Genomic DNA, 24,111 nt, shown 5'->3' on the forward strand with positions numbered 1-24,111 from the left:
GACTCAGGTCGAAGGAAGCGCTTGGTTCGCTTCTCCCCAGCCGGCGAGCAGCTTGGATTGCGAACGTTCGAACAGGCGATCGACGTCGCGGATCGTAAAGGCATTGCCGCCTCTATACTTGTCCAATTCCTCCCAGGCGATTGGCGCGCACACTGGCGCGCCCTCGCGGGCCCGAACCGAATAAGGCAATACCGCGGTGGACCCGCGCTGGTTGCGAAGCCAATCGAGGAAGATGCGGCCCTTGCGCTGTACCTTGCGCATGTTGGCGGTGAAGCGCTCTGGTTCGGCTTCCGCAACCGCGCGGGAAAAGCGCTCGGCGAAGCTGGTCACCGCCGCCCAATCCGCCGACGCATCCAACGGGGCGACGACATGCAGGCCCTTGCCGCCGGTCAGCAGCGGAAACGTTTCCAGCCCCATCTCGCCAAGCAGCTCCCGCAACCGCCGCGCCGCATCGCGCACGGCGCTGAAGTCGAGCCCCTCGTCAGGGTCGAGGTCAAACACCAGGCGGTCCGGACACTCGACCTTGTCGGCGCGGCTGCCCCAGCCGTGGAATTCGATCGTACCCATCTGAACGCACGACAGGATGCCGCGAACGTCGTCCACGCAAAGGTAATCCTGCGTCCCGCCCTTTTTCTCGACGATCGCGACGTGCTTGACGTGCTCGCCCATCGATCCGGTGTCGTGCTTCTGGAAAAAGCACTTCTTGGCCCGGCCCTGGGGGCAGCGGATCAGGGTGATCGGCCGGTTGGCTGCGTCGACCATCAGCAGCGGGTCGATCGCCGCATAATAATTGGCAAGGTCGCCCTTGGTCAGGTGCTCGGTCGGGAAAATCTGGCGGTCGGGATTGCTGATCGCGATCCCGAAATCTTCCGGCGTCTTGTGCTTCCGCTGCTTGGCCGCCGTCTTCGGCTTGTCCGCTTTCGGCAGAGACTTCGGTGTTTCCACGACCACGTCCTTTGCCGGCTTGTCCTCGCGCAGCGCGATGAAGCTCGGGTGGCGCAGGATTCCTTCCGACGTGAACTCGGTGAATGCGACTTCGCAGACCAGCTCGGGGCGGATGAAGTGGGCGCCCTTGCGCTCGGCCCGCGGCACTTCGACCGGCGCCTTGGCGATCTCCATCGGCTTCATCCGATCCATCATGTCGTGCAGCATCTGCGTGTTGAAGCCGGTGCCGACCTTGCCGACGTAGGTCAGCTTGCCGCTTTCCTTCGCCGCCAGAAGCAAGGAGCGGAAACCCACCCGGCGGTCGCTTTCCGACCAGCCGACAATGACGAATTCCTGCCGGTTGATGCACTTGATCTTGAGCCAGCCTTTCGACCGGCCGGCCCGGTAGGGCGCATCGGCCTTCTTGGCTATCACGCCCTCGCCGCCCTCCGCGCAGATGGCGTTGAACAAGGCCTCGCCCTTGCCCACGATGTGGTCGCCATAAAGGATCGCCGACGGCGCGTCGGCCAGCAAGGCCTGCAGCCGAGCCTTGCGTTCCAGGTTCGTCAGCTTGCGAATGTCCTCGCCGCGGTCGATCAGCAGGTCGAAGGCGTAGAAGGCCAGGTTGTGACCCTTCTCGCCCTTCAGCGTCGATTGCAAAAGCTGAAAATCGGGCTTGCCATTGTCGCCCAGCGCCACCGCTTCGCCGTCGATAAGGCAACCGGGCGGAAGGTCGGCAGCCGCCTTGACCAAGCCGCGAAACTTGTCGCTCCAGTCCTTGCCGTTGCGGGTCCAGGCCGTCGCCGCGCCGCTGCCGGTGGCGATCAGCAGCCGGTATCCGTCATACTTATATTCGAACAGCCAGTTCGACCCGGCCGGCACTTCGTCGACCAAGGTAGCGAGCTGCGGCGCCTCGAACGGCGGCGGCGCGTCGCTCGCTTTCTTTTTGGCCCGGCTGCCCTTTTGCCCGCCGCGATTCGACCGCCAGACGTCTTCGCCTGACGCGATCTCAGCCATCGTCCGGCCGGTGGTGACACTGCTGGTGCATTCGCTGACCAGCGCGTCGCCATTGTCGGCATCGGCAAATTCGTCGGTGACTTTCTTCAGCATCCACGCTTCGCTGCTGTCGCCCGGCTTGCCCTTCAGGCGGAACATCACCCATTCCCCCTTCATCCGCTCGCCTTCCAGCGTGAAGTGGAGGTGGCCTTCCTCGATCGTCTTGCGCGGGTCCTTGTCGGGGTGCGGGATCCAGCGGCCCTGGTCCCACAGCATCACCGTGCCGCCGCCATATTCGGCCTTCGGGATCGTCCCTTCGAAGCTGCCGTAATCGAGCGGGTGATCCTCGGTCCGCATCGCCAAGCGGTTGGTGCCGGGATCGAGGCTGGGACCCTTTGGCACCGCCCAGCTTTTAAGGACGCCGTCGAGCTCGAGCCGGAAGTCCCAGTGCAGGCGAGAGGCCTCATGCTTCTGGACGACGAAGCTGTCGCCCTTGCCCTTTAGCTTGCGGCCCTTGGGCTCCTTGGTCTTCGAGAAGTCGCGCTTCTTGTTGTACGTTTCGATGTCGAGTTTCTTCGCCGCGCGCGCCATGGCTTAGCGCTTCCGCCCCCCGGACGCCGCCTTCTTGGTGCCGGTCGAGCGCGGCCGGGCAGCGCTGCGCGGCGCGGCTTTCGCCTTGCCCTTCGCCTTCGGCTTGGCTTCGTCACCACTGTCGCCAAGGCTTTTCTTCAGCGCAGCCATCAGGTCGATGACGTTCGACCCCTTAGGCACCGGCGCGTCGGCGTCGGGATCCTGCATGACCTTCTCGCCTTTCTTGCGCTGCTTCTCTTCAATGAGCTTGTGCAGCGCGTCGACATAGCGGTTGTGGAATTCCGACGCGTCGAACTCGCCCGCCTTCTTCTCGATCAGCGTCGAGGCGAGGTCGAGCAGGTCCTCGTCCGGCTTGTGGTCGCCGATGTCGCGAAAATAGCTGTTCGCCTTATTGACCTCGTCGGCGTAGCGCAGCGTCTCCATCAGCATCCCGCGTCCGCACGGCTTGATCGCGACGACATATTCCTGCCCGCGCATGGCGAGCTGGCCGATGCCGACCTTCTTCGCCTGCCGCAGCGCCTCGCGAAGCACGACGAAGGCTTCCTCGGCCAGGTCGTCCGCGGGCACGACGTAATAAGGCTTTTCATAATACATGGCGTCAATGTCGGTGATGTCGACGAACTGGACGAGGTCGAGCGTCTTCTTGCTCTCCAGCTTCACCGCTTCGATTTCTTCGGGATCGAGCAGGACGTAATGCCCCTTCGACACCTCATAGCCCTTGACGATTTCGTCGCGGTCAACGGGCCCGATCCCAGGGACGACTTTCTCGTACTTGATGCGCTTTCCGGACGGCTCATGCACCTGGTGGAACTGGATCGAAGCCCCGCTTTTCGTCGCCGAATAGAGCTCGACGGGGATCGAAACCAACGCCAGCCTGATTTGTCCTCGCCAGATGGGCCGAGCAGCCATCGAAACACGCCTCCTTCACCGAGGCGATTCAATCATTCCGGAAGCGAGTCGTTCCGTGTTGCTGATTTGAGTTGGTGAACTAACGCCGCGACATCGCCGCCGCGGGCCGCGCAGGCGACGATTGCCGACCCGCTGATCACGCCGTCAGCGCCTGCGGTTAAGGCGGCGCGGACGTGATCGGGCTGCGCGATTCCGAAGCCGAACACCGGCGGCGGCGCGCTGAGAGCGCGCAATGTGCCGATCAGGCCGGCGTCGAACTGTGCCTGCGCATGCGTGCCGGTGGTGCCCGCCCGGGTCACGCAATAGGTGTAGCCGCCGCCCAACCTGGCAATCCGATCAAGCGTCGCGGCAGGCGTATTGGCCGCGGCGATCAGCACCGGTTCCAATCCGGCCTGGCGCATTTCCCTCGCCCATGGCTCCGCCTCAAGCGCTGGCAGGTCGGCGACCAGCAGGCTGTCGGCGCCGGCAGCTGCGGCCCGTGCGAAAAAGTCGGTCCGCCCGCGCGCCACCACCAGGTTGGCATAAGTAAGGATGCCGACGGGGACCTCCGGATGGTCCGCGCGGCAGCCGGCAAGGAGGCGGAAACAGTCGTCGACCCGCACGCCCGACCGCAACGCCCGTTGCGCCGCCGCCTGGATGACCGGCCCGTCGGCGACCGGGTCGGAAAATGGAATGCCGACTTCGATCATGTCGGCGCCGCCAGCGACAAGTTCGCGCAGAATCCGCGCGCTTGTGACAAGGTCGGGATCGCCGAGCATAACGAAGGCACCAAAAGCGCCTTCGCCGCGCGCGGCGAGCCGCTCGAACATTGCGGCGTAACGGCTCATGCCGATGGCCCCAGCAGCTGTTGCGCCTGGGCGACGTCCTTGTCGCCGCGGCCCGACAAGCCGACCAGCAGGATGCGCTCCGGCTGCTCTTCGGCAAGCTTGAGCGCGTAAGCCAGCGCGTGCGCGGATTCGAAGGCGCAAAGGATGCCTTCTTTCTCCGCCAGCAGCCTGAAGGCGGCGAGCGCGTCTTCGTCCGTCGCCCCGACGTAATCCGCACGGCCGCTGTCTTTCAGGTGCGCGTGCTCCGGACCGACCGCCGGATAATCGAGCCCGGCCGACACCGACCAGCTGTCGGCGATCTGCCCGTTTTCATCCTGGAGGACGTAGGTTGCGGCGCCATGCAAGATGCCCGGCCGCCCGCGCAGCAGGGTCGCGCCATGCTCGGAGCCGTCCAGGCCCCTGCCCGCCGCCTCGACGCCGACCAGCTGCACAGCGTCGTCGATGAAGTCGGAGAACAGGCCGATGGCGTTGGATCCACCGCCGACGCAGGCGATGACCGCGTCGGGCAGGCGGCCGAGCTGGTCGAGTATCTGTGCGCGGGCTTCGCGGCCGATGACCCGCTGGAATTCCCGCACCATCAGCGGAAACGGGTGCGGGCCGGCGGCGGTGCCAAGCAAATAATGCGTATCCCCGAAACTTGCCGACCAGTCGCGCAGCGCCTCGTTGATCGCGTCCTTGAGCCCGCGTCCGCCGCTTTCCACCGGCACCACTTCGGCGCCCATCAGCTGCATCCTAAAAACATTGAGCTGCTGCCGCTCGACGTCGTGCGCGCCCATGTAGATTCGCGTTTCGAAGCCGAGCAGCGACCCGGCGATCGCTGTCGCAACGCCATGCTGGCCGGCCCCGGTCTCCGCGATCAGGCGACGCTTGCCCATGCGCTTGGCGAGCAGGCCTTGAGCCAGCACCTGATTGGTCTTGTGCGCCCCGCCGTGGAGCAGGTCTTCGCGCTTCAGGTAGATGTTGCCGGGAAGATTGCGGCAGCGAGTCAGGGGCGTCGGCCGACCGGCGTAGTTCGCGAGCAGGCCGTTCAGCTCTGCGGTAAAAGTGTCATCGGCCTGGGCGTCCAGGAACGCCGCCTCAAGCTGCTCCAGCGCCGGGACCAGGATTTCCGGCACGAAACATCCGCCAAACTCGCCGAAGCGGCCATCTAGGCGCATTGTTCGTCCACCATGCGCGAGCGCGGGCGGAGCGCATCGAAGAGGACGCCGATCTTCTCCGCCGACTTTTTGCCCGGCGCGGCCTCGACCGCCGAGCCGCAATCCATCGCATAGCCGCCGAGCATTGCTGCCGACCGCGCATTTTCCGCCCCGATCCCGCCGGCGACGATGCTGCTCGGAAGCTCCGGATGCCCTTTGATCGCCGTCCAATCGAAACTTCGGCCGGTGCCGCCGTCGCCATTGTCGAACAGCAACCGGTCGCCGCCGCGTGAGCGCAGCGGGTCACGGCCGACGCTGAGCGCCGTCCAGATTTCGCATTCTCGCGGCAACTGTCGGCGCAGGCCGCGGACGTAGTCGCCATCTTCGCCGCCATGCAGTTGCACCGCATGCAGGTTGAGCAGGGTCGCAACATCGCCAACGATGCCGTGGGAAGCGTTGCGGAATACGCCGACCGGCCGAATGCCTGCCTGCCTGGCCATTCCGGCAAGTGGCGCGGCCTGCTCGACGCCGATGTGGCGCGGGGTACCGGGGACGAGGACGAACCCGGCGAAGGCAGCTGCGGCGCCTGCGCTGATATCCTCGCGGCGGGTCAGCCCGCACAATTTCACCCGCCCGAACAGCAGGGCCCGCGCCGCCTGGGCCGGATCGGGCGCCTGCATCAGCGAGCTGCCGATCAGGAAGGCGTCGACGCGGCTGGCGAGGCGGTCGATGTCGCTCCGGCTGGAAATGCCTGACTCGCTGACCAACGTCCGGCCTCGCGCTAAAGGCGCCAGCCGCTCGGTCGTTGAAAGGTCGATCGACAGGTCCTTGAAGTCGCGGTTGTTGATGCCGATCAGCGGCGCATCGAGGGCCAACGCGCGCTGCATTTCCTGCTCGTCGTGAACTTCGACCAGCGCGTCCATGCCGAGCGCGCGCGCTTCTGCAATCAGGTTGCGAGCAGTTGGGTCGTCGACCAGCGAGAGCATCACCAGCACCGCGTCGGCCCCGGCGATCCGGGCTTCGACCACCTGCCGCGGGTCGAGGAAGAAATCCTTGGCGAGGATCGGTCCGCCAAAGCCGCCGCGCGCCGCCGTCAGATCGGCCAGGGCGCCGCCGAAGTAGGTCGCGTCGATCAGCACGCTCAGCGCGTCGGCGACGCCGGCATAGCCGCGGGCGATGGCGGCCGGGTCGGCGCCGGCGCGGATAGCACCCGCCGACGGCGACGCCTTCTTGATCTCGAGGATGAAGCGCGCGCCCGGCCTGGCGAGCGCGGCGGTGAGGCTGCGCTCCGTCGATTGCGCCCGAGTGCGCAGCGCGTCGAGCGCCACGCCGTCGAAGCGAGCCGCAAGCTCACGCCTTTTGGTGGCAGCGATCTCGGCGAGGATGCCGGTGGGCTCAGCCATTGCTCGCCTCCACGAACCGGTCGAGCACCCTGCCTGCCGCGCCGGACGCGAGCGCATCAGCGGCCTTCTCGACACCTTCGCGCACGTTGGCGGCGCGGCGGGCGGTCATCAGTAGCGCGCCTGCGTTGAGCGCGACGATATCGCGTTCGGATTGCGCCCCACCACCATCGAGCAGCGCGCGCAGACGAGCGGCATTCTCGGCCGCGTCGCCGCCCGCCACCACACTCAGCGGCGCTCGTACAAGTCCGGCGTCTTCCGGCGTGATCTCCACTTCCTCGACAGCGCCATTGGACAGCCGGAGCGCGCGCGTCTCTGCGTGGAGCGCAATCTCATCGACGCCGCTGCCATGGACGACGAGCGCTTCGCGCACGCCCATTGCATCGAGCGTGCTGGCAATGCGCCGGAGCATCCTGGGGTCGGCCACGCCGAGCAATTGCACCGGCGGCCGGGCCGGATTGATGCATGGGCCGAGCAAGTTCATCACCGTGCGGACCTGCAACTGCCGCCGGACCAGCGCCGCATGTTTCATCCCGGGATGGTAGGCCGGGGCAAACAGGAAGCAGAATCCCGTTTCGTCCAGCGCTCGCCGGGCGTCGCCGGGGGCCACATCGAGCCTGGCGCCGAGCGCTTCGAGCACGTCGGCCGATCCGCATTTGGAGCTGACGCTGCGATTGCCGTGCTTGGCGACGGGAAGCCCGGCCGCGGCAGCGACGAAGGCGGCCGCGGTCGAGACGTTGATCATCCCCGACCCGTCGCCGCCGGTGCCGCAGCAATCGGCGAACACATAATCCGGGCGCTCGAACGGCGTCGCGGCGGCAAAGAGCGCGCGGGCTGCCCCGATCATTTCGTCGGCGGTCTCCCCCTTCATCCGCAAGGCGATGAGCATCCCGGCGACCTCGGCCGGTTCAAGCCTGCCCAGCACGAGGCGCTCGAACAGATGCTCGGCATCCTCACTCGGCAAGTCCTCACCGGCGAGGAGACGAGGCAGCGGGTTGGGGACGGGCAGGTCGAGCGGGAGGGATGCCGGCGCGTCGGCAATTGGACGAAGAGCTTGGAGCATGATGGAATCCTGAAACAAAAAAGCCCGCCGGTGGCGGGCGGGCAGTCGAATGATCGTGTGGCTCGTCGATCAGTCGCGCCATCGCGCCGCAAGATTCAGCGCACGCCACCACTGGTGGACGTTGCGAACAGCGGCGATGGCGTTCAGGTTGGTCATCAAGTCATTGGGTAGTCGACGCTTTCCGGTCGCGTCAACCCGCCCGATTGACGGATGCGGACCGCGAGTGGCATTGCGCGCCGACAAGCGGGTGTAGCTCAATGGTAGAGCAGAAGCCTTCCAAGCTTACGACGAGGGTTCGATTCCCTTCACCCGCTCCAAAATGCGACCATGCGTGCATGGTCGGCAATTTTGGAGCGCCCGACGCGAAGCGACTGGGCGACAATCCGTACCACAGGATAAACCCGCGCGCGGCGGCCGATGAAACTTAGCGCCCGCTTGGACGCTCTCCGGTACACGTAACTGGGAGAGCGCGGGTGAACGCCAAGGCCATTGCCATCAATTGCACGCTCAAGCGCAGCGGCGGGGAGAGCTCCTCGACTGACGCGATGATCGACCTCATCGCCGGGGAGCTGCGCAAGCACCAGGTCGATTTGGTGGAAACCATCCGCATCGCCGACTTCAACGTGTTGCCGGGAGTCCGGTCGGACGAGGGCCCGGGCGACGACTGGCCGGCGCTTCGCACGCGCATTCTTGCCGCAGACATCCTGATTTTCGGCACGCCGATCTGGATGGGGCAGCCGTCGAGCGTCGCCAAGCGGGTGCTTGAGCGCATGGATGCCTTTTTAAGCGAAACCGACGACCGGGAGCGCACCCCCGCCTTCGGCAAGATCGCCGTGGCGGCGATCGTCGGGAACGAGGATGGCGCGCATCACTCCGTCGCAGAAATCTTCCAGGCGCTGAACGATGTCGGCTGGACGATCCCGGCGCAGGGTTCGTGCTACTGGGTTGGCGAAGCGATGCAGTCGAAGGACTTCAAGGAGCTGGACAAGGTCCCCGACCCGATCCTGGCGACGGCGCGGATGCTTGCATCGAATTCGGCGCAGCTTGCCAGATTGCTTGGTCGGGACCCCTATCCCGGCACTGAAAAGGAACAGTCGGGCGATCAGTGACGCGTTGACAGCGGGACGCCCCGCCGCCATTTGCGCGTCCGCAGTCTGGAGAGGTGGCCGAGTGGTTAAAGGCAGCAGACTGTAAATCTGCCCGCGCAAGCGTACGCTGGTTCGAATCCAGCCCTCTCCACCACGAACTCGGCCGAACCCCGGTCGACGGCGACAGCGCGGTCGCCGGAACAAATTCGGTCAAAGCGTAATATTTGGCGGAATCCCTCGCTTGGGCTTAGATGAGGGCGGAGTCGTGACGGCGTTGGTATGTCGCGGCAGCGAAAGGAGCTCGGGTGCCGAATCCCGTGGCAAAACAAGACGATCCTTTGGAAGTCGACGGTGTCGAGGCGGACCGCGTTCGGCGATTGTCGCCGGGCCAGCTCGAATGCCTCCGGCTCGTCAACGAACACCTGAGCTCCAAGGAAATCGCGGCCCGGCTCGGCATCTCCCCGCATACCGTCGATCAGCGCATTCGCGGCGCCTTGCAGGTGCTCAAGGTCGAACGCCGGGCCCAGGCAGCGCGGCTCGTCGCGCAGCACGGCGAACCATATCAACGGCTGATACATCAATCACCGCACATTGAGGCTGACGGCGACCCCGGCGAGGAAACGAGGGCGGTCAGCAATCAGATTCGGCACGCTGGCCGCGCAGGGGAGATCCGGGGATTCTCGGGTTTCAAAACCGAGCAGAGGCACGCGTTTTCCCGGTCTTCCCTGCAACTGCCGTTCGCAACGAGGAGCCACCCCCGGAATGAGATGAGCGTCGGCCTGCGGCTGCTCTGGATCTTGATAATTGCGACCGGGGCGGCCTTTTCAGCTGGCATGTATCTCGCCGGACTGGAAAGCCTCGCAAGGCTCTTGAAGAGCTAGGCATCGACTTCATCGCTACGCCGGACATTCACTCCAAGCGCACCGCGCTTCGGAGAAGGAGCAGTCATGCGCAAACAAATGATCGAAAACGCCGCCTTCGAAGTCGCAACGCAAGTCCGTGCGGTCGAGGAAAGCATCGAAACCGCCCTTGCCGAAATCGCTGAGCTGCAGGCCAAGATGGTCCGCGCCCGAAGCGTCACGGGCGTCGGCTTCACCACCAGCCACAGCGCGTTCGAGCAGCTTGTCGCGGCGACCACCGGTCTGGTCGCGGCGCGCGGCGGGATCGGCAATTGCCACGCCGCACTGGCGGAAACCAAGAAGGTCGTGCCGGGTCTGCGCACGGTCAGCTGGGGCGACGGGCAGGAATGCCCCGATCCTTCCACCGGCGAAGTGTTCCCCGCGCTGCGCGTCGTCGGCTAAGGAGTTTTGACCGGGCCGCAGCGATGTGGTCCGGTCAAACGCCGATGATCCCTCACTACATCCTTTTCTGGGCGCTGCTGCTGTCCATCGTTGGGTACGCCTGCTGGCGCGGGCGCACCGACGAGCGTGTGGCCGCTATCGCTTGCCTCCTGGCTACCGTGACGACGGTTCTGGTGATCCCGCCGCCCAGCGCTCGCTACAGTTCAACCGATTACACGCTCCTGGGGATCGATATCGCGATGCTCGCCGCATTCGTCGGAATTGCCGTGCGGTCGAACCGTTTCTGGCCGCTTTGGGTCGCGGGCCTTCAGCTGACGATGACGATGTCCCATTTGATCAAGGCGATGCGGCCTGAACTGGTCTCCGAGGTCTACGCCGCCGCGGCGGTCGTCTGGAGTTACCCGATCCTCTTCATCATCCTTATCGGCACCTGGCGGACGCATCGCCGGTCCGTGGCCGGGCGGGTGGACGATCCGCAGCTTCATCCGGCTTGAAACCGGCGCGCGTTGCGTCCCGCGCGGCGCAGTGACATGGCGGAACCATGTCTCGCCGCAAGAAATCGCACCAGCACGGATCCGCCAACCGCCCCCGGCTGTGGGGCAAGCATGCGGTCGCCGCTGCCCTCGACAATCCCAACCGCCGGGTGCTGAAAGCCTGGTCGACGCGCGATGCGGCGACTTTCATGCAATTCCCGCCCGACGTGCCGATGACCTTTGCCGATGTCGCCGACCTCGGCCGGCTGGTGCCGGGCGATGCGCCGCACCAGGGCGTGGTGATCGAGGTCGAGCCGCTCGAGGATGTGTGGATCGACGACATTCTCGGGGAAGCGCCGGAACGTGCGACGCTGCTCGTGCTCGACCAGGTCACCGACCCGCATAATGTCGGCGCCATCCTGCGCTCGGCGGCGGCGTTCGGAGCGATCGGGATCGTCACCCAGGACCGCCATTCCCCACCGGAGAGCGGAGCGCTTGCGAAAGCGGCCTCGGGCGCGCTCGAAACCGTGCCTTGGGTTCGAGTGGTCAACCTTGCCCGCGCGCTGGACGACATCGCCGAGGCGGGCTTCTGGCGCATTGGCCTGGCTGGCGATGCGAAGGACGAGATCAAGGCCGCGCTCGGCGCACCACGAGTCGCCCTCGTGCTCGGGGCCGAAGGGCCCGGCTTGCGGCAGAATACGCGCGAGCATTGCGACGTGCTCGCCAAGCTGCCGATCAACAGCGCGATCGAGAGCCTGAACGTCTCCAACGCCGCCGCGGTCGCCCTCTATGCTGCCGCGACGGCCGCCGACTAGCCATGGTTCGGACCGTCGACAGCCTCGGGAAAAGCCTCGCCGAACTGGCGCTTCAGGAGCCGGCGTTCGCCCAGGTGATCGAGCGCCATGGCCACCCGGAACCGCGGTCGAGCCCCCCTGGCGCAACCACCTTGCTTCGAACCATCGTCGGGCAGCAGGTCAGCGTCGCCGCGGCGCGATCGATGTGGACCAAGTTCGAAGCGGCTTTCAGATCTCCGCCCGATCTCAACCTCCTGGTCGACGCCTCCGACGAGGCTTTGCGAGCGGCGGGCATCTCCCGGCAGAAGGCGGGCTATATCCGCAGCCTTGCCGCCCTGGTGACGTCGGGCGAGCTCAAGCTCGACCAGCTTCCCGCCGATGATGAAGAGGCCATCGCCCTGCTGACCCGGATCAAGGGGATCGGCCGCTGGTCGGCCGAAATTTATCTATTGTTCGCGGAAGGCCGCCAGGACGTCTGGCCCGCCGGCGACCTTGCGGTGCAAATCTCGATCGGGCGCCTCCTCAACCTGCCGGACAAGCCGACCGAGAAGCAGCTTCGGGAAGCAGCGGAGAAGTGGCGCCCGCATCGCGGGGCCGCCGCAATCCTTGCCTGGCACAGCTACAACGCCGTCGGGACCGCGCTTTAGCGACGCACTCCAAGCCGATGCGCGCGCGAGGCTAGCGCCCGGAAGACGCGCGGCCCAAGGTCGAGCCGGAGGGGTGCGAGCTTGTCGCCGCCGGTGTCCTTGCCGATCAGGTGGCTGACCGACGTTTGCCCCCGGCTTGAGCCGCCCCACCGGTAAAGCGCATTCAGCGCCACGATCGGCACCAGCAGGCTTCGGCCCTCGATTTGCAGGGCCTCCAACTGGTCGAGCCTGACCGGCGTCGAGCTTCGGACTTCCAGCCGTTGGAACGGCGCGACCGTCGGGATCGACTCGCCCTGCCCGACCGGGTTGGCAAAGAAACTGGCGATGCGCTGATCCTGCCCGGCACTGGCGTTGAGCATCGTTGCTTCGACCAGGACTTCGCGCGCCACGGCGGCGCCGCTGTTGACGATCACCAGGCTGAATTCGAGCGTCGCGACCGCCGCGTCGACGACCACCCGTTCGGGATGAAATTCCAGGTCGATCCACGGTCGCAAGCTCGATGCAACGACACCTCCCCTGGCTGCGGGAGGCGCCGGCGCAGCAGTCGGCGGCGGAGGCGGGGCGGGCGCCTTTGCGGGTGGTGAAGGCGGAACCTCGAGCGCGAACTGCTGGCCGCCGTTGCCCGCGTAGGCCGGGCGAGCGCGACGGCGGTACAGGAAGAAGGCGCCCGCCCCGGCAAGGGCAAGAGCCGCAACCAGCCAAGGGAGCATCGACATCAAGCCCGGCTCGCTATCGTCCGCAGGTGCGATGTTTGGAATGACTGGCTCGTTACCGGCCACCTCAGGCGTCGCAGGCAGCGTGACCGACCCCGCTCCACCGGGCGACGCAGGCAATTCGAAATCCTGCAGCGACGGCGCCCGCGCCGGGCCGCTGTGGGTCCGAGCAGGCGCCGCGTCGGGCCGGCTTGGACTTGGCGGGGCAGCTTGGGGTTGGACCGGTCTCGACGGTGAAGCGCGATCCGGCGCTGCACGCGGTGTAGGCGGTGAAGCAATAACCGTGGATGGTGTCGGCGCGGATTGCTCCGGCGCGGGACGAGTAACCCGCCCTTGCAGGTCGAAGTTGCGCAGGTCGCCGCCCTGCCTAATCGCCGGCCCAGCGCTGTTGGTGGGAACTTGTGCGGGCGGCGTGACGACATTTTGCGCACGCGCCCCCGTTCCCACCAACGGTAGTACGGCAGCCACGGCTGCAATTAGGATTCGCTGCGCTGTTCTCATTGGCCTCAATGAAAGGGATAAGTCGGCGGGTTCGGCACTCTGCTGCGCGCGCCGGTTCAATGACCGCCGCGGCGCCCCCTTTCAAGCACAGCCTGGATTAACGGGCGTCGACCAGCACCAGTTCGGCGTCTTCTTCCGCCTCGATCATCAGCGCTTGCTCGCCGGTCACCGCAACGCCGTCGCGGGGGCCTGCGTCGTGGCCGTTCACCCGCACCTTCCCGCTAGGAACGAGATAGAGGTGCCGGGATGGGTCGGCGGCATAGGCAATCGCCTCGCCCGCCTTGATGCTCGCGCCCAGGATTCGTGCATCGGCATTGATCGTCAGCGTGCCGTCGTCGGATGCGCCGCTGGCCAGCAGTTGGAACTGCCCTTCACGGCTGTCCTTCGGGAACGGCATCGCGCCCCACGCGGGTTCGGCATTCGGCTTGTCGGTCTCGATCCAGATCTGGAACAAGGTGGTCGCTTCGTCCTCCAGGTTATATTCGGCGTGCGTAACTCCGGTGCCGGCGCTCATCACCTGCACGTCGCCAGCGCCCGTGCGCCCTTTGTTGCCCATCGAATCCTGGTGCGTGATCGCGCCGGTGCGAACGTAAGTGACGATTTCCATGTCGCGATGCGGATGCGGCGGGAAGCCGCTCCTGGCTGCGATCCGGTCGTCGTTCCAGACTCGGATCGCGCCCCAGCCCATCCGGGCGGGATCGTGATAGCTGGCGAAGGAGAAATGGTGGCGGGCATCAAGCCAGCCGTGGTCGGCATGGCCAAGGCTGCTGAAGGGTCGAATGTCGATCATGCAACCGAAATGGCACGTTGCGCCGGGCCTTCAAGTATCACCGGTGTCACTGGCCGCCCAGCCGGCTTCGGCCGAACCGATGAACATGGTCCATCGCCCACTTCTCTCCGTGCCTGATCCGGGCTAGCTCCATCGACACAAGCCCAAGGGTTGCGTGCGGGACGGATGAACGAACATAGCGACATGCGGCCAGCAAGCGGGTCAACCACCGGCTTCCTCGACGACAGCGAATGTGGAGCGCTGATCGCGGCGCGCGACTGGTCCGACACGCTCGGCCCGCCCAACCAATGGCCGCAAAGCTTGCGGACCGCGACCGCGTTGCTGCTGCGTTCCCCGGTGCCGATGGTGATGCTGTGGGGCGAAGACGGCATCATGCTCTACAATGACGCTTACTCAGGCATTGCCGGCGGTCGTCATCCCCAGCTCCTTGGTTCGAAGGTCCGCGAAGGATGGCCCGAGGTCGCCGACTTCAACGATAATGTGATGAAGGTCGGACTGGCCGGCGGCACGCTTCAATATCGCAACCAAGAACTCACGCTCTTTCGCACTGGAGAGGCGGAACGGGTTTGGATGAACCTCGATTATTCGCCGGTGATCGGTGATTCGGGGGAACCGGAGGGCGTTCTTGCGATCGTCGTCGAAACCACCGCCCACGTCCTTGCCGAGCGCGCATTGCGTGAGGGAGCGGAGCGGCTTCAGTTCCTCGACCGACTGGCGAGCGAGGCGCGCGAACTGTCCGATCCTCATGAAATCATGGCGACGACGGCCCGCTTGCTTGGTCAGCACCTGCAGGTCGTGGACTGCGCTTACGCCGACATGGAGCCGGACGAAGACACGTTCACCATCCGTGGCGACTGGGCCCAGCCCGGGTTCAAGAGCATCGTCGGCACCTACAGCCTGGCCGATTTCGGCGAGACCGCCAACCGGGAGCTGCACGCCGGGCGACCGCTGATTACCCGCAATACGCTGGTGGACCTCGGTCCAGACGAAGCCGCCGCCTTCCTCGGCCTGGGCCTGCAGGCAACCGTTTGCATGCCCTTCATCAAGGACGGCAACCTGACTGCGCTGATGGCCGCCCACGATTCAAAACCGCGCGACTGGACCGATGGCGAACTGACCCTGATCCGGGAAACGACCGAGCGCAGCTGGGCCTATATCGAACGCACGCGATCGCAGGCTGCATTGCAAGAGAGCGAGCAGCGCTTCCGCACCGTCGCCAATTCGGCCCCGATCATGATCTGGGTCACCGACCCCGACGGCAAGTGCACCTACCTCAACCAACGCTGGTATGAATTCACCGGCCAGGAACCGGGCGCCGGCGAAGGCTACGGCTGGCTGGAAGCGGTGCACCCCGACGATCGCCCGCGGGCCCAGGCCGCATTCGTGTCGGCCAACGCCGAACAGCGCGACTATAGCACCGAATTCCGGGTTCGCCGCGCCGATGGCCTGTACCGCTGGACGATCGACGCCGCCGCCGCGCGCTTTGCCGCTGACGGGACCTATCTTGGCTACGTCGGCTCGGTGATGGACATCGACGAGCGCCGCGAGTCCGAGCAGCGGCTCAAGCTGCACGAGGAACAGCTTCGGCTGGCGATCGAGGCTGGCGAAATCGGGCTGTGGGACTTTGACCCGGTTCACGACCATCTGTTCTGGCCGGAGCGGGTCAAGGCGATGTTCGGGATTAGCCCGGACGTCGAGGTCTCGATTGAGGACTTTTACGCCGGCGTTCACCCCGACGACATCGAGCCGACGGCCGCGGCCTTCGCGGAAGCCGCCGATCCCGCCAAGCGCACGCTTTACGATGTCGAATATCGCACCGTCGGCAAGGAAGACGGCGTCACCCGCTGGGTCGCCGCCAAGGGACGCGGCGTGTTCGATGACCACGGCACCTGCGTCCGGGTGATCGGTACCGCGGTCGACATCACGCCGCGCAAGAAGGCCGAACAGCACCAGCGGTTGCTGATCGACGAGCTTAGCCACCGCGCCAAAAACCTGCTCGCCATCGTCCAGAGCGTCGCTCTGCAAAGCTTCCGCGGCACCGAAACGCTGGAGGAGATGCGCGCGGCCTTCGAAGGTCGGCTCGGCGCCCTCGGCGCGGCGCACGACATCCTGACCCGGCAGAATTGGGAAGCCGCGCCGCTGAGCGAATTGATCGGCGCGACGCTGGCCGCAGTCTCGCCGGGCGACGGGCGCCTCCTCCTGGACGGCCCTGACTTGCTCCTTCCGCCCAAGACCGGCGTGTCACTGGCAATGGCGATCCACGAACTTGCGACCAATGCCTTGAAATACGGGAGCCTGCAGTCGCCCGAAGGCAAGGTATCCGTCACCTGGCGGGTCAGCGGGGGGCGGCTTAACTTGCAGTGGACCGAGTTCGGCGGCCCACCGGTACAGCCGCCGAGCCGGCGCGGCTTCGGCACGCGCATGATCGAACGCGGGCTTGCCGCAGAGCTTGGCGGAAGCGTCCGCATGCAGTTCGAGCCTTCCGGCGTGATCTGCACCGTCGACGCGCCGCTGCCGCAGGTGCGGCCGTGACCCTGCTTCGTGGCAAGCGTGTCATGCTGTTGGAGGATGAGGCGATCATCGCCTTTTCCGTCGAGGATATGCTGATCGAGCTCGGCTGCTCGGTGGTCGGGCCGGCCATGAACCTCGACGAAGCAATGACCCTTGCGACCGGCAGCGAGATCGACGCGGCGGTGCTCGACGTGAACATCAACTCCGCCCGCAGCTACACCGTGGCGCGGGAGCTCGAGCGCCGCGAAGTGCCGTTCGTCTTTGCCAGCGGCTACGGCGAAGGCGGGGTCGAATGGGACGGCAGCCCGGTCGAGATCCTGCCCAAGCCCTATCGCAAGGATCAATTGGAGCGCGTGCTGACCGACCTGCTCAGCCAGAATTGACCCCTCCCTGCACCCGCACGGTCGAGCGACCGCCGCCGGCAGGAAATGGTGCCCAGGAGAGGACTCGAACCTCCACGCCCTTGCGAGCGCCAGCACCTGAAGCTGGTGCGTCTACCAATTCCGCCACCTGGGCACGGGATCAGATTGAGTGGTAGGCGGCGGCGCTTAGAGGGGCGGCTCCCGCCTTGTCAACGGCGCAGGACGCGCTATCGCCGCTCGCCATGATCAATCGCGACAATCGCATCGTCACCGTCTTCGGCGGCGCCGGCTTCATCGGCCGCTATGTGTGCGAGTACCTGCTTCAGCAAGACGTCCGGGTTCGCGTCGCCTCCCGCAATCCGCGGCTCGCGCACGTCATCCAGCCGCTTGCCAGTCCCGGGCAATGGGGCGCGGTTCGCGCCGATGTGACGAACGAAGCCTCGATCCGCGCGGCGGTTGCCGGCGCGAACGCGGTCATCAACCTGTGCGGCGTGTTCGGGGCCAGGTCGGGCGCGGTCAACGCGCACGGTGCGGGGGCTGTCGCCAAGGCCGCGCGCGAAGCCGGCGCGGGCGCCCTGGTCCACATTTCAGCAATCGGGTCAGATGCTTCGTCCGACGCGCCTTATGCCCGGACCAAGGCGGAGGGCGAAGCTGCCGTCCGTGCCGCATTCCCCGGCGCCACCATCGTCCGCCCGTCGATCGTCTTCGGGCCGGAGGACGATTTGACCAACCGGCTGGGTGCCTTGTCGCGCTTGCCGGTCCTGCCGGTCGTAGCGTCGGAGCGCCGATTCAAGCCGGTTTACGTCAAGGACGTCGCCCGAGCGATTGCGATGGCTGCGCTCGACCCGGCGAAGCACGGCGGCCACGACTATGACATCGGCGGGCCGCAAGTGATGACGATGGAGGACATTTACGCTGTCTCCACGCGCGCGGCCGGGCGGGAGCCGGACCTCGTCGCGATGCCAAACTTTGCTTCGTCGATCCTGTCGTGGTTCGGCTTCCTGCCGGGGGCGCCACTGACCCGCGAGCAGTGGAAACTGCTTCAATCCGACAATCTTCCGGCGGAGAAATCCATGGGCCTGGAGGCCTTCGGGATCGAGCCGACCGCATTCGCCGCCGTTGCCCCGGAATGGCTTGGCCGCTTCCGTCAGGGCGGGCGCTTTGCCGCCGACGCCGTCGACCAGGCGGCCTAGCGCGCGATGCCGATCCTGCTGCTTGTCATCCTCCTCGGCATTGTCGAGGGGCTCACCGAATATCTGCCGGTCTCCTCGACCGGGCATTTGATCCTCGCCACCGAACTGCTCGGCTTCGATGCCAATCGCTGGGCCTTGTTCAACGTCGCCATCCAGCCGGGCGCGATCCTTGCCGTGGTCGTCCTCTACTGGCGCACCTTCCGCGACGTGCTGGTCGGGATGTTCAAGCGCGAAGCGTCCGCCTGGCGGTTCACGCGCAATCTCCTGATCGCCTTCCTGCCAGCCGTCATCATCGCGCTGATGATCGGCGATATCATCGACGCGATGCTCGAAAACGCAGTGATCGTCGCCTGGGCGCTGATCATCGGCGGTTTCGCCATCCTGCTGATCGAAAAGCTCGCGAAGCCGCAGGATTGCGACGGCGTGTCCAACCTCACCTTGCGCCAGTCGGTGGGCGTGGGGCTGGTGCAATGCCTGGCCATGATCCCGGGCGTCAGCCGGTCGGGGGCGACCATTCTTGGCGCCATGAGCCTTGGCGTCGACCGCAAGACGGCGGCCGAGTTCAGTTTCTTCCTGGCCGTGCCGACGCTGTCGGGCGCGACGGCGATGCAGCTGTTCCGCCACGGCGACACGCTGACGGCCGACATGACCGGCTGGATCCTGCTTGGCAGCGCGGTTTCGTTCGTGGTCGCGATCGTGGTGGTGAAGGCGTTCATCTCGGTCGTCACCCGCTACGGCTTCGCGCCTTTCGCCTGGTATCGGATCATTGCCGGTGCAGCGGCTTTGGCCTGGCTGACAATGCGCTGATTTCATTTGCTTTCCACCGGTGCTAAAGTTCGCGCCGACGGAGGTTTCGATATGCGTGTCGCGTTCTTTGCAGCCCCTCTCCTTGCGCTTGCCGCACCCGCAATGGCGCAGCCGCCTGCGGCGCCGATCCAGGTACCTAGCGAGCTCAGCGATCCGGCGACGATCAACAAACTCGGCAATGCGGTGCAGGCGCTTCCCGGCGTGCTGCTCGACCTGAAGGTCGGAGAGCTTCAGGCCGCGCTTGAAGGCCGCAGGGCGACTGCGGCCGAGAAGCGGATGACGGTCCGCGACATGGGTCGCCGCGACGATCCCAACTTCGAACGCAACCTCAAGCAGCAGGTCGCGCAGGCTGGGCCGATGCTGGAAGCCAGCATGAAGGCCCTGGTCGCGGCGCTGCCGCAGATGATGGGTGGCCTGCAGCAGGCGGCGGACGCGGCGAAGCGTGCCGGCGCCAACATGCCCTCACCGACCTATCCGAAGCGCTAGACGCATGAGCCGGGCGCGCTAAAGGTGCGCCGGCCATGTGGCAGCTGTTTCAATTTCCCCTTTGTCCCTTTTCCCGAAAAGTCCGGCTGGTGCTGGGCGAGAAGGGCATTGCCCATGAGCTGGTGCGCGAAAACCCGTGGGAGCGGCGCGACGAGTTCATCGACCTCAATCCCGCCGGCGAGACGCCGGTCATCGTCGACCCCGACGCCGGCATCACGCTGATCGGGAGCCAGCCCATCGTCGAATATTTCGACGAAACGGTCGACAAGATGCCGATGATCCACGGCAATGCCGCGCTTCGGGCCGAGATTCGGCGGCTGGTCGAATGGTTCGACGAAAAGCTGTTTCGCGAAGCGGTCGAGCCCCTGATGAACGAGCGGATGCGCAAGCGCCTGGTCAGCAAGGAGAGCCCCGACACGCGCATCCTTCGCGACGCCATGCGGGTCGCCAATGGCCATCTCGATTATATCGATTACCTGCTCGACCACCGCCGCTGGCTCGCCGGTCCCGGCCTCAGCCTCGCCGACTTCACCGCCGCCGCCCACCTTAGCGTCATCGATTACCTCGGCGCCCTCGACTGGCGCGGGCACAAGCAGACCAAGGACTGGTATTCGGTGATGAAGTCGCGGCCCTGCTTCCGGCCGTTGCTGGGCGAGCGGATGGAAGTGATCGTGCCGCCGCAGCACTACGACAAGGTCGATTTCTAGGCTGGCTGCGCGGCCTGCGTGGCGGCGATGAGGTAGTTCAACCGCACGTCCTCGCTGAGATGAAGCCCGCGAGTCGGCGACCAGGCGATCCCTTCGATGTCGCAGCACTTGAGCCCGGCATTGGCGAGCAGCTGCTTCATCCGGTCGGGACCGATGAACTTGCCGAAATCGTGCGTCCCCTTGGGAATGCGTCCCAGCCCCTCGGCCAAGGTGATCGTCAACAGCTTCGACCAGCCCGTGGCGTTCGGGGTCGAAAAGATGACGAGGCCGCCTGGGGCCAGCCGCCGGGCGACCGCGCCGACGAAGGCCGCCGGGTCGGCGACATGTTCGATCACTTCAAGCGCGGTGATAAGGTCGAATTGCCCTTCGACCTCTTCAAGCTCCCCCGCGCGATAGCGGATGTCCAATCCCTGCCGGCCGGCATGGGCGCTGGCGACTTGGATGAGCTCGGCGGCCGCATCGACGCCCATGACGCTCGCCCCAAGCCGGGCCAGCGGTTCGGCGAGCAGCCCGGCGCCGCAGCCGACGTCGAGCGCAGTCTTGCCTTCCAGCGGTCTGAAGCTGCTTTCGTCCAGCGCCCAATGCTGGTCGATGCGATCGCGGATGTAGCCGAGCCGCACCGGGTTCAGCTTGTGCAGCATCGCCTGCGAACCATTGGGGTCCCACCAGTCCCCGGCCGACGCCGCGAACTGGGCGACCTCGGCGGGCAGGATGCTTGTCTCAACCATGCGCCACTCCTAACAGGGCGCGCCGGTTAGCCCAAGGAGCAAGCGCCCGTCCCATGCCCCGGATCGTGATGAAATTCGGCGGCACGTCGATGGCGGGCATCGAGCGTATCCGCAACGTCGCCTCGCGCGTCCGGGCCGAGGCCGAAGCCGGCAACCAGGTGCTGGTCGTCGTTTCCGCGATGGCCGGCGAGACCGACCGGCTTGTGCAATTGTGCCGCGAAGCGTCGGCGCTGTCGGACCCAAAGGAATATGACGTCGTCGTCGCCTCGGGCGAGCAAGTGACCGCGGGGCTGCTGGCAATGACCCTTCAAGGCATGGGTGTGGCGGCACGCAGCTTCATGGGCTGGCAATTGGTTCGCGCGTCTGCGGTCCACGGCAATGCCCGGGTCGATGCGGTGGAATCCGCCCTCCTCGACGAAGCGCTCAACGCCGGCACCGTCGCCGTCATTCCAGGCTTCCAGGGCGTGTCTGAAGACGGGCGGCTCGCGACCCTTGGACGCGGCGGCTCCGACACTTCGGCGGTCGCGATCGCCGCCGGGGTAAAGGCCGACCGCTGCGACATCTACACCGACGTCGACGGGGTTTACACGACCGACCCGCGCATCGTCCCGCGCGCGCGGAAACTGACCCAGGTGACGTTCGAGGAGATGCTTGAACTCGCCGGAGTCGGCGCAAAGGTGCTGCAGGTGCGGTCGGTCGGCCTGGCGATGCGGGCGAAATTGCCGCTGCGCGTGTTATCCGCGTTCGAAGACGTGCCGGGCACCGATATCGTTGCCGATCTTTCAGGAGCCGAGATGGAAAGAAACGAAATCGCCGGCATCGCCGCCGATCGCAACGAAGCACGGATCACGCTGACCGGCATCGCCGACAGGCCCGGCACGGTGGCGACGGTGATGAAGCCCCTGGCCGCAGCTGGCATCTCCGTCGACATGATCGTTCACGCCGCGACCCGCGCCGGTGAGGCAAGCGACCTGACCTTCACCGTGCCGCGCGCCGCCTTGGCGCAGGCCCGTTCGGCTATCGAGCAGGAACAGTCGGCGATCGGCTTCAGCGAAATCCTGTGCGACGATGCCGTCGCCAAGGTGAGCATCGTCGGCGTCGGTATCCGTTCCAACCCGCAACTCGCGTCGCGGATGTTCGACACGCTAGCCGAGCGGGGGATTAACATGCTCGCCGTGACCACATCGGAGATCAAGGTCAGCGCGCTGATCGCGGAAGACGCCTTGGATGTTGCCGTCCGGGTCCTCCACACCGCGTTTGGCCTCGACGCGCCGGCCAACTCCCAGGGACAGGCAGCATGAGCATGGGGCATGACCGCCTGAACGAACTGATGCACCGCGGTACCGAGTTCCTCGGTTGCGAACTGGCGATCATGGCTGGGGCGATGAGCTGGGTCAGCGAGCGCAGCCTGGTGTCGGCGATCAGCAACGCCGGCGGTTTCGGAGTCATCGCCTGCGGCGCAATGACTCCCGAGCTGCTCGACACGGAAATTGCCGAGACCAAGGCGCGCACCGCCAAGCCGTTCGGCGTCAACCTCATCACCATGCACCCGCAGCTAAGCGAGCTGATCGACGTCTGCACCAAGCATGGCGTCGGCCACATCGTGCTCGCCGGCGGGCTCCCGCCCGGCTCGGCGATTGAGCGGATCAAGGCCAGCGGCGCGAAGCTGATGGCGTTCGCCCCCGCATTGTCGCTGGCCAAGAAGCTCATGCGGTCGAACGTCGACGCGCTGGTCATCGAAGGGATGGAGGCCGGCGGCCACATCGGGCCAGTGTCCACCACCGTGCTTGCGCAGGAAATCCTGCCGCACGTCGCCAAGGACATACCCGTGTTTGTCGCAGGCGGGATCGGCCGCGGCGAAGCGATTGCCGCTTATCTGGAAATGGGCGCGGTCGGGGTCCAGATCGGCACCCGCTTTGTCTGCGCGAACGAAAGCATCGCCCATCCCAATTTCAAGAAAGCGTTCATCCGCGCTTCGGCCCGCGACGCCGTCCTGTCCGTTCAGATCGACCCGCGGCTGCCGGTGATCCCCGTCCGGGCGCTGAAGAACAAGGAAACCGAACGCTTCGCCGCCAAGCAGCGCGAAATCGCGGGTCAACTGGACGGCGGCGAGCTGGAAATGGCTGAGGCGCAGCTGCAGATCGAGCATTATTGGGCCGGCGCGCTCCGCCGCGCGGTCATCGACGGCGATGTCGAGACCGGTTCGGTGATGGCCGGCCAGTCGGTCGGCATGGTCAAGCAGGAAGAACCGGTCGCCGACATCCTGCGCGAGCTGGCGGACGAGGCCGCGGCCGCGCTGGAGAGCCGCGGCTAGATCTTGACGTTAAAGGTGTAGGTCAGCCCGGCGCCGACCGAGAACTGATCGCGCGATCCGATGTCGCGGATGACCGGGGATTTGGCGGCGTCGCCGACCAGCCGGTCATAGCGACCGTAGCCGAACAATCCCCAATCCTTATTCAGCGCGTAGTTTGCGCTGGACGTCATGCCCACGGCATAGATTCCGCCGCCCGGATTATAGGCGTCCAGCCCGGTCGCAAGCGCGGCCTGCGGCGTGACTCCGAAATAGGCTTCGTGAAACTTCTTGTCGGCCAGTCGCAGGCGCGGGCCGATCGAGAACAGATATTTGTCGCCGTCGCGATTGACGTAATCGGCGCCCAAGCTGCCGACCAACCCGTCATGGCCGCTGACCGCCTTCAGCACTTCGCCGCGAAGCCGGAAGGACTTGCTCACCTGCTGTTCGGCGAAGGCGCCAATCTCTACCGCGCGGTCGACCTTGCCCAGCGGCAAGCCAACGTCGGAGTCTTTCCGACCGGAGCGAATCTTGGCCGCCGGACCGATCGAAAAGCCACCGCTGCGGACCAGCTTGATCCCGAAGCTGTCGTCGGGCGCGCCGAAGCCGAACGGCTCGTCGCCCTTGGCGATGGAAACCTTGGGATATGGCGCCCATTCGCGCCCGTCGGAGCCGAGATATTCAGGACGCATCTGGGCGCCCAGGCCGGCGCGCACGCGATAGGTTCCGACTGCTTGGGCGGAGGCTTCCGCAACCGGTACGGCGACGAGGATGACAGAGGCGACGGTGAGGAGGAGGCGCATCCGGCTCAAACCACCCAGCCCGAATGAAGTTGCAACGGCTCCAAAACGATTTGTGCAAGTGACAGGCAGCC

Annotated in this window: 25 protein-coding genes and 3 tRNA genes; 16 read left to right on the forward strand and 12 right to left on the reverse strand. The window is 65.9% G+C overall.

Translation table 11 applies throughout. The annotated features are described in order from the left end of the window. Positions 1-3: 3 nt before the first annotated feature. From ligD to G7078_RS10355, 7 genes are all read right to left on the reverse strand, one after another. Entirely contained in the window at positions 4-2,511 is a 2,508-nt protein-coding gene (ligD, locus tag G7078_RS10325; protein ID WP_166095762.1) for a DNA ligase D, read from the reverse strand. A gap of 3 nt (positions 2,512-2,514) precedes the next feature. Further along, positions 2,515-3,420 (reverse strand): non-homologous end joining protein Ku, encoded by a 906-nt coding sequence (gene ku, locus G7078_RS10330; RefSeq protein WP_166095764.1) that lies wholly within the window; start codon positions 3,418-3,420, stop codon positions 2,515-2,517. Between the two features lie 32 nt (positions 3,421-3,452). Further along, positions 3,453-4,247, reverse strand: coding sequence for a tryptophan synthase subunit alpha (gene trpA / locus G7078_RS10335; RefSeq protein WP_166095766.1), 795 nt, complete (start codon positions 4,245-4,247; stop codon positions 3,453-3,455). Beyond that, entirely contained in the window at positions 4,244-5,404 is a 1,161-nt protein-coding gene (gene trpB, locus G7078_RS10340; protein ID WP_166095769.1) for a tryptophan synthase subunit beta, read from the reverse strand. The genes trpA and trpB overlap by 4 nt, the downstream gene beginning before the upstream one ends. Further along, positions 5,395-6,786 (reverse strand): bifunctional indole-3-glycerol-phosphate synthase TrpC/phosphoribosylanthranilate isomerase TrpF, encoded by a 1,392-nt coding sequence (gene trpCF / locus G7078_RS10345; RefSeq protein WP_166095771.1) that lies wholly within the window; start codon positions 6,784-6,786, stop codon positions 5,395-5,397. Before trpCF ends, trpB begins: the two co-directional genes overlap by 10 nt. Next, the gene (trpD, locus tag G7078_RS10350; RefSeq protein WP_166095773.1) at positions 6,779-7,846 is read right to left on the reverse strand and encodes an anthranilate phosphoribosyltransferase; all 1,068 of its coding nucleotides are present in this window, start codon (positions 7,844-7,846) and stop codon (positions 6,779-6,781) included. The genes trpCF and trpD overlap by 8 nt, the downstream gene beginning before the upstream one ends. 69 nt (positions 7,847-7,915) lie before the next feature. Beyond that, positions 7,916-8,104 (reverse strand): hypothetical protein, encoded by a 189-nt coding sequence (locus G7078_RS10355; RefSeq protein ID WP_166095775.1) that lies wholly within the window; start codon positions 8,102-8,104, stop codon positions 7,916-7,918. On the opposite strand from G7078_RS10355, the gene G7078_RS10360 reads away from it, so the two are divergent. The 8 genes from G7078_RS10360 to G7078_RS10395 all read left to right on the forward strand — a co-directional run bounded on the left by G7078_RS10360 (position 8,090) and on the right by G7078_RS10395 (position 12,149). Continuing rightward, positions 8,090-8,163 (forward strand) — tRNA-Gly (locus tag G7078_RS10360). The genes G7078_RS10355 and G7078_RS10360 overlap by 15 nt on opposite strands. Before the next feature lie 156 nt (positions 8,164-8,319). Beyond that, entirely contained in the window at positions 8,320-8,955 is a 636-nt protein-coding gene (locus G7078_RS10365) for a flavodoxin family protein (RefSeq protein WP_166095777.1), read from the forward strand. A gap of 47 nt (positions 8,956-9,002) precedes the next feature. Beyond that, a tRNA-Tyr gene (locus G7078_RS10370) sits at positions 9,003-9,088 on the forward strand. Between the two features lie 151 nt (positions 9,089-9,239). Beyond that, a complete protein-coding gene (locus tag G7078_RS10375) occupies positions 9,240-9,815 on the forward strand; it encodes a response regulator transcription factor (protein WP_166095779.1) in 576 nt (191 codons plus the stop codon). A gap of 66 nt (positions 9,816-9,881) precedes the next feature. Continuing rightward, entirely contained in the window at positions 9,882-10,235 is a 354-nt protein-coding gene (locus tag G7078_RS10380; protein WP_166095781.1) for a hypothetical protein, read from the forward strand. A 44-nt stretch (positions 10,236-10,279) separates the two neighbouring features. Then, complete coding sequence (locus G7078_RS10385) at positions 10,280-10,729, forward strand: hypothetical protein (protein WP_166095782.1); 450 nt, start codon at positions 10,280-10,282, stop codon at positions 10,727-10,729. Positions 10,730-10,776: 47 nt separating this feature from the next. After that, on the forward strand, positions 10,777-11,523 hold the full coding sequence (gene rlmB, locus G7078_RS10390) for a 23S rRNA (guanosine(2251)-2'-O)-methyltransferase RlmB (RefSeq protein ID WP_166095784.1): 747 nt from the start codon (positions 10,777-10,779) through the stop codon (positions 11,521-11,523). A gap of 2 nt (positions 11,524-11,525) precedes the next feature. Further along, positions 11,526-12,149: a DNA-3-methyladenine glycosylase family protein gene (locus G7078_RS10395; protein WP_166095787.1), complete on the forward strand. Its 624-nt coding sequence runs from the start codon at positions 11,526-11,528 to the stop codon at positions 12,147-12,149. Here the strand turns inward: G7078_RS10395 and G7078_RS10400 are convergent. Continuing rightward, positions 12,146-12,865 carry a hypothetical protein gene (locus tag G7078_RS10400; RefSeq protein ID WP_166095790.1) on the reverse strand — a complete coding sequence of 240 codons (720 nt, stop codon included), beginning with the start codon at positions 12,863-12,865 and terminating at the stop codon, positions 12,146-12,148. The two genes, G7078_RS10395 and G7078_RS10400, sit on opposite strands and share 4 nt — an antisense overlap. A gap of 595 nt (positions 12,866-13,460) precedes the next feature. Continuing rightward, a complete protein-coding gene (locus G7078_RS10405) occupies positions 13,461-14,153 on the reverse strand; it encodes a pirin family protein (protein WP_166095792.1) in 693 nt (230 codons plus the stop codon). A 165-nt stretch (positions 14,154-14,318) separates the two neighbouring features. On the opposite strand from G7078_RS10405, the gene G7078_RS10410 reads away from it, so the two are divergent. Together G7078_RS10410 and G7078_RS10415 are read left to right on the forward strand one after the other, a co-directional pair. Then, positions 14,319-16,685 (forward strand): PAS domain S-box protein, encoded by a 2,367-nt coding sequence (locus tag G7078_RS10410; RefSeq protein WP_166095794.1) that lies wholly within the window; start codon positions 14,319-14,321, stop codon positions 16,683-16,685. Beyond that, entirely contained in the window at positions 16,682-17,047 is a 366-nt protein-coding gene (locus G7078_RS10415) for a response regulator (RefSeq protein WP_206367450.1), read from the forward strand. The genes G7078_RS10410 and G7078_RS10415 overlap by 4 nt, the downstream gene beginning before the upstream one ends. A gap of 46 nt (positions 17,048-17,093) precedes the next feature. On the opposite strand, the gene G7078_RS10420 is transcribed toward G7078_RS10415, so the two are convergent. Further along, a tRNA-Leu gene (locus G7078_RS10420) sits at positions 17,094-17,180 on the reverse strand. Between the two features lie 88 nt (positions 17,181-17,268). Between G7078_RS10420 and G7078_RS10425 the strand changes: the two genes are divergently transcribed. The 4 genes from G7078_RS10425 to G7078_RS10440 all read left to right on the forward strand — a co-directional run bounded on the left by G7078_RS10425 (position 17,269) and on the right by G7078_RS10440 (position 20,219). Further along, a complete protein-coding gene (locus G7078_RS10425) occupies positions 17,269-18,219 on the forward strand; it encodes a complex I NDUFA9 subunit family protein (protein WP_166095797.1) in 951 nt (316 codons plus the stop codon). A gap of 6 nt (positions 18,220-18,225) precedes the next feature. Continuing rightward, positions 18,226-19,026, forward strand: coding sequence for an undecaprenyl-diphosphate phosphatase (locus G7078_RS10430; RefSeq protein WP_166095799.1), 801 nt, complete (start codon positions 18,226-18,228; stop codon positions 19,024-19,026). 102 nt (positions 19,027-19,128) lie between these two features. Continuing rightward, positions 19,129-19,512: a hypothetical protein gene (locus G7078_RS10435; RefSeq protein WP_166095802.1), complete on the forward strand. Its 384-nt coding sequence runs from the start codon at positions 19,129-19,131 to the stop codon at positions 19,510-19,512. A gap of 35 nt (positions 19,513-19,547) precedes the next feature. Continuing rightward, entirely contained in the window at positions 19,548-20,219 is a 672-nt protein-coding gene (locus G7078_RS10440) for a glutathione S-transferase family protein (RefSeq protein ID WP_166095804.1), read from the forward strand. On the opposite strand, the gene ubiG is transcribed toward G7078_RS10440, so the two are convergent. Continuing rightward, a complete protein-coding gene (gene ubiG / locus G7078_RS10445) occupies positions 20,216-20,947 on the reverse strand; it encodes a bifunctional 2-polyprenyl-6-hydroxyphenol methylase/3-demethylubiquinol 3-O-methyltransferase UbiG (protein ID WP_166095806.1) in 732 nt (243 codons plus the stop codon). The two genes, G7078_RS10440 and ubiG, sit on opposite strands and share 4 nt — an antisense overlap. Positions 20,948-21,000: 53 nt before the next feature. Here ubiG and G7078_RS10450 point away from each other — a divergent pair, with 53 nt between their 5' ends. Together G7078_RS10450 and G7078_RS10455 are read left to right on the forward strand one after the other, a co-directional pair. Continuing rightward, entirely contained in the window at positions 21,001-22,248 is a 1,248-nt protein-coding gene (locus tag G7078_RS10450) for an aspartate kinase (RefSeq protein WP_166095809.1), read from the forward strand. Continuing rightward, positions 22,245-23,261, forward strand: coding sequence for an NAD(P)H-dependent flavin oxidoreductase (locus G7078_RS10455; RefSeq protein WP_425505250.1), 1,017 nt, complete (start codon positions 22,245-22,247; stop codon positions 23,259-23,261). The genes G7078_RS10450 and G7078_RS10455 overlap by 4 nt, the downstream gene beginning before the upstream one ends. Here G7078_RS10455 and G7078_RS10460 read toward each other — a convergent pair. Beyond that, positions 23,258-24,040, reverse strand: coding sequence for a MipA/OmpV family protein (locus tag G7078_RS10460; RefSeq protein ID WP_166095811.1), 783 nt, complete (start codon positions 24,038-24,040; stop codon positions 23,258-23,260). The two genes, G7078_RS10455 and G7078_RS10460, sit on opposite strands and share 4 nt — an antisense overlap. Positions 24,041-24,111: the final 71 nt, after the last annotated feature.

It is taken from the genome of Sphingomonas sinipercae, assembly GCF_011302055.1.
Taxonomy (GTDB): Bacteria; Pseudomonadota; Alphaproteobacteria; order Sphingomonadales; family Sphingomonadaceae; genus Sphingomicrobium; species Sphingomicrobium sinipercae.

What these genes read in the sequence shown, in the direction of transcription:
- ku (WP_166095764.1), bottom strand. Translation starts at nt 3,420, where the DNA reads ATGGCTGCTCGGCCCATCTGGCGAGGACAAATCAGGCTGGCGTTGGTT.
- G7078_RS10385 (WP_166095782.1), top strand. Translation starts at nt 10,280, where the DNA reads ATGATCCCTCACTACATCCTTTTCTGGGCGCTGCTGCTGTCCATCGTT.
- trpD (WP_166095773.1), bottom strand. Translation starts at nt 7,846, where the DNA reads ATGCTCCAAGCTCTTCGTCCAATTGCCGACGCGCCGGCATCCCTCCCG.
- trpA (WP_166095766.1), bottom strand. Translation starts at nt 4,247, where the DNA reads ATGAGCCGTTACGCCGCAATGTTCGAGCGGCTCGCCGCGCGCGGCGAA.
- ligD (WP_166095762.1), bottom strand. Translation starts at nt 2,511, where the DNA reads ATGGCGCGCGCGGCGAAGAAACTCGACATCGAAACGTACAACAAGAAG.
- G7078_RS10450 (WP_166095809.1), top strand. Translation starts at nt 21,001, where the DNA reads ATGCCCCGGATCGTGATGAAATTCGGCGGCACGTCGATGGCGGGCATC.
- ubiG (WP_166095806.1), bottom strand. Translation starts at nt 20,947, where the DNA reads ATGGTTGAGACAAGCATCCTGCCCGCCGAGGTCGCCCAGTTCGCGGCG.
- trpCF (WP_166095771.1), bottom strand. Translation starts at nt 6,786, where the DNA reads ATGGCTGAGCCCACCGGCATCCTCGCCGAGATCGCTGCCACCAAAAGG.
- G7078_RS10460 (WP_166095811.1), bottom strand. Translation starts at nt 24,040, where the DNA reads ATGCGCCTCCTCCTCACCGTCGCCTCTGTCATCCTCGTCGCCGTACCG.
- rlmB (WP_166095784.1), top strand. Translation starts at nt 10,777, where the DNA reads ATGTCTCGCCGCAAGAAATCGCACCAGCACGGATCCGCCAACCGCCCC.
- G7078_RS10440 (WP_166095804.1), top strand. Translation starts at nt 19,548, where the DNA reads ATGTGGCAGCTGTTTCAATTTCCCCTTTGTCCCTTTTCCCGAAAAGTC.
- G7078_RS10410 (WP_166095794.1), top strand. Translation starts at nt 14,319, where the DNA reads ATGAACGAACATAGCGACATGCGGCCAGCAAGCGGGTCAACCACCGGC.
- G7078_RS10430 (WP_166095799.1), top strand. Translation starts at nt 18,226, where the DNA reads ATGCCGATCCTGCTGCTTGTCATCCTCCTCGGCATTGTCGAGGGGCTC.
- G7078_RS10380 (WP_166095781.1), top strand. Translation starts at nt 9,882, where the DNA reads ATGCGCAAACAAATGATCGAAAACGCCGCCTTCGAAGTCGCAACGCAA.
- G7078_RS10405 (WP_166095792.1), bottom strand. Translation starts at nt 14,153, where the DNA reads ATGATCGACATTCGACCCTTCAGCAGCCTTGGCCATGCCGACCACGGC.
- trpB (WP_166095769.1), bottom strand. Translation starts at nt 5,404, where the DNA reads ATGCGCCTAGATGGCCGCTTCGGCGAGTTTGGCGGATGTTTCGTGCCG.
- G7078_RS10400 (WP_166095790.1), bottom strand. Translation starts at nt 12,865, where the DNA reads ATGTCGATGCTCCCTTGGCTGGTTGCGGCTCTTGCCCTTGCCGGGGCG.
- G7078_RS10435 (WP_166095802.1), top strand. Translation starts at nt 19,129, where the DNA reads ATGGCGCAGCCGCCTGCGGCGCCGATCCAGGTACCTAGCGAGCTCAGC.
- G7078_RS10395 (WP_166095787.1), top strand. Translation starts at nt 11,526, where the DNA reads ATGGTTCGGACCGTCGACAGCCTCGGGAAAAGCCTCGCCGAACTGGCG.
- G7078_RS10425 (WP_166095797.1), top strand. Translation starts at nt 17,269, where the DNA reads ATGATCAATCGCGACAATCGCATCGTCACCGTCTTCGGCGGCGCCGGC.
- G7078_RS10455 (WP_425505250.1), top strand. Translation starts at nt 22,245, where the DNA reads ATGAGCATGGGGCATGACCGCCTGAACGAACTGATGCACCGCGGTACC.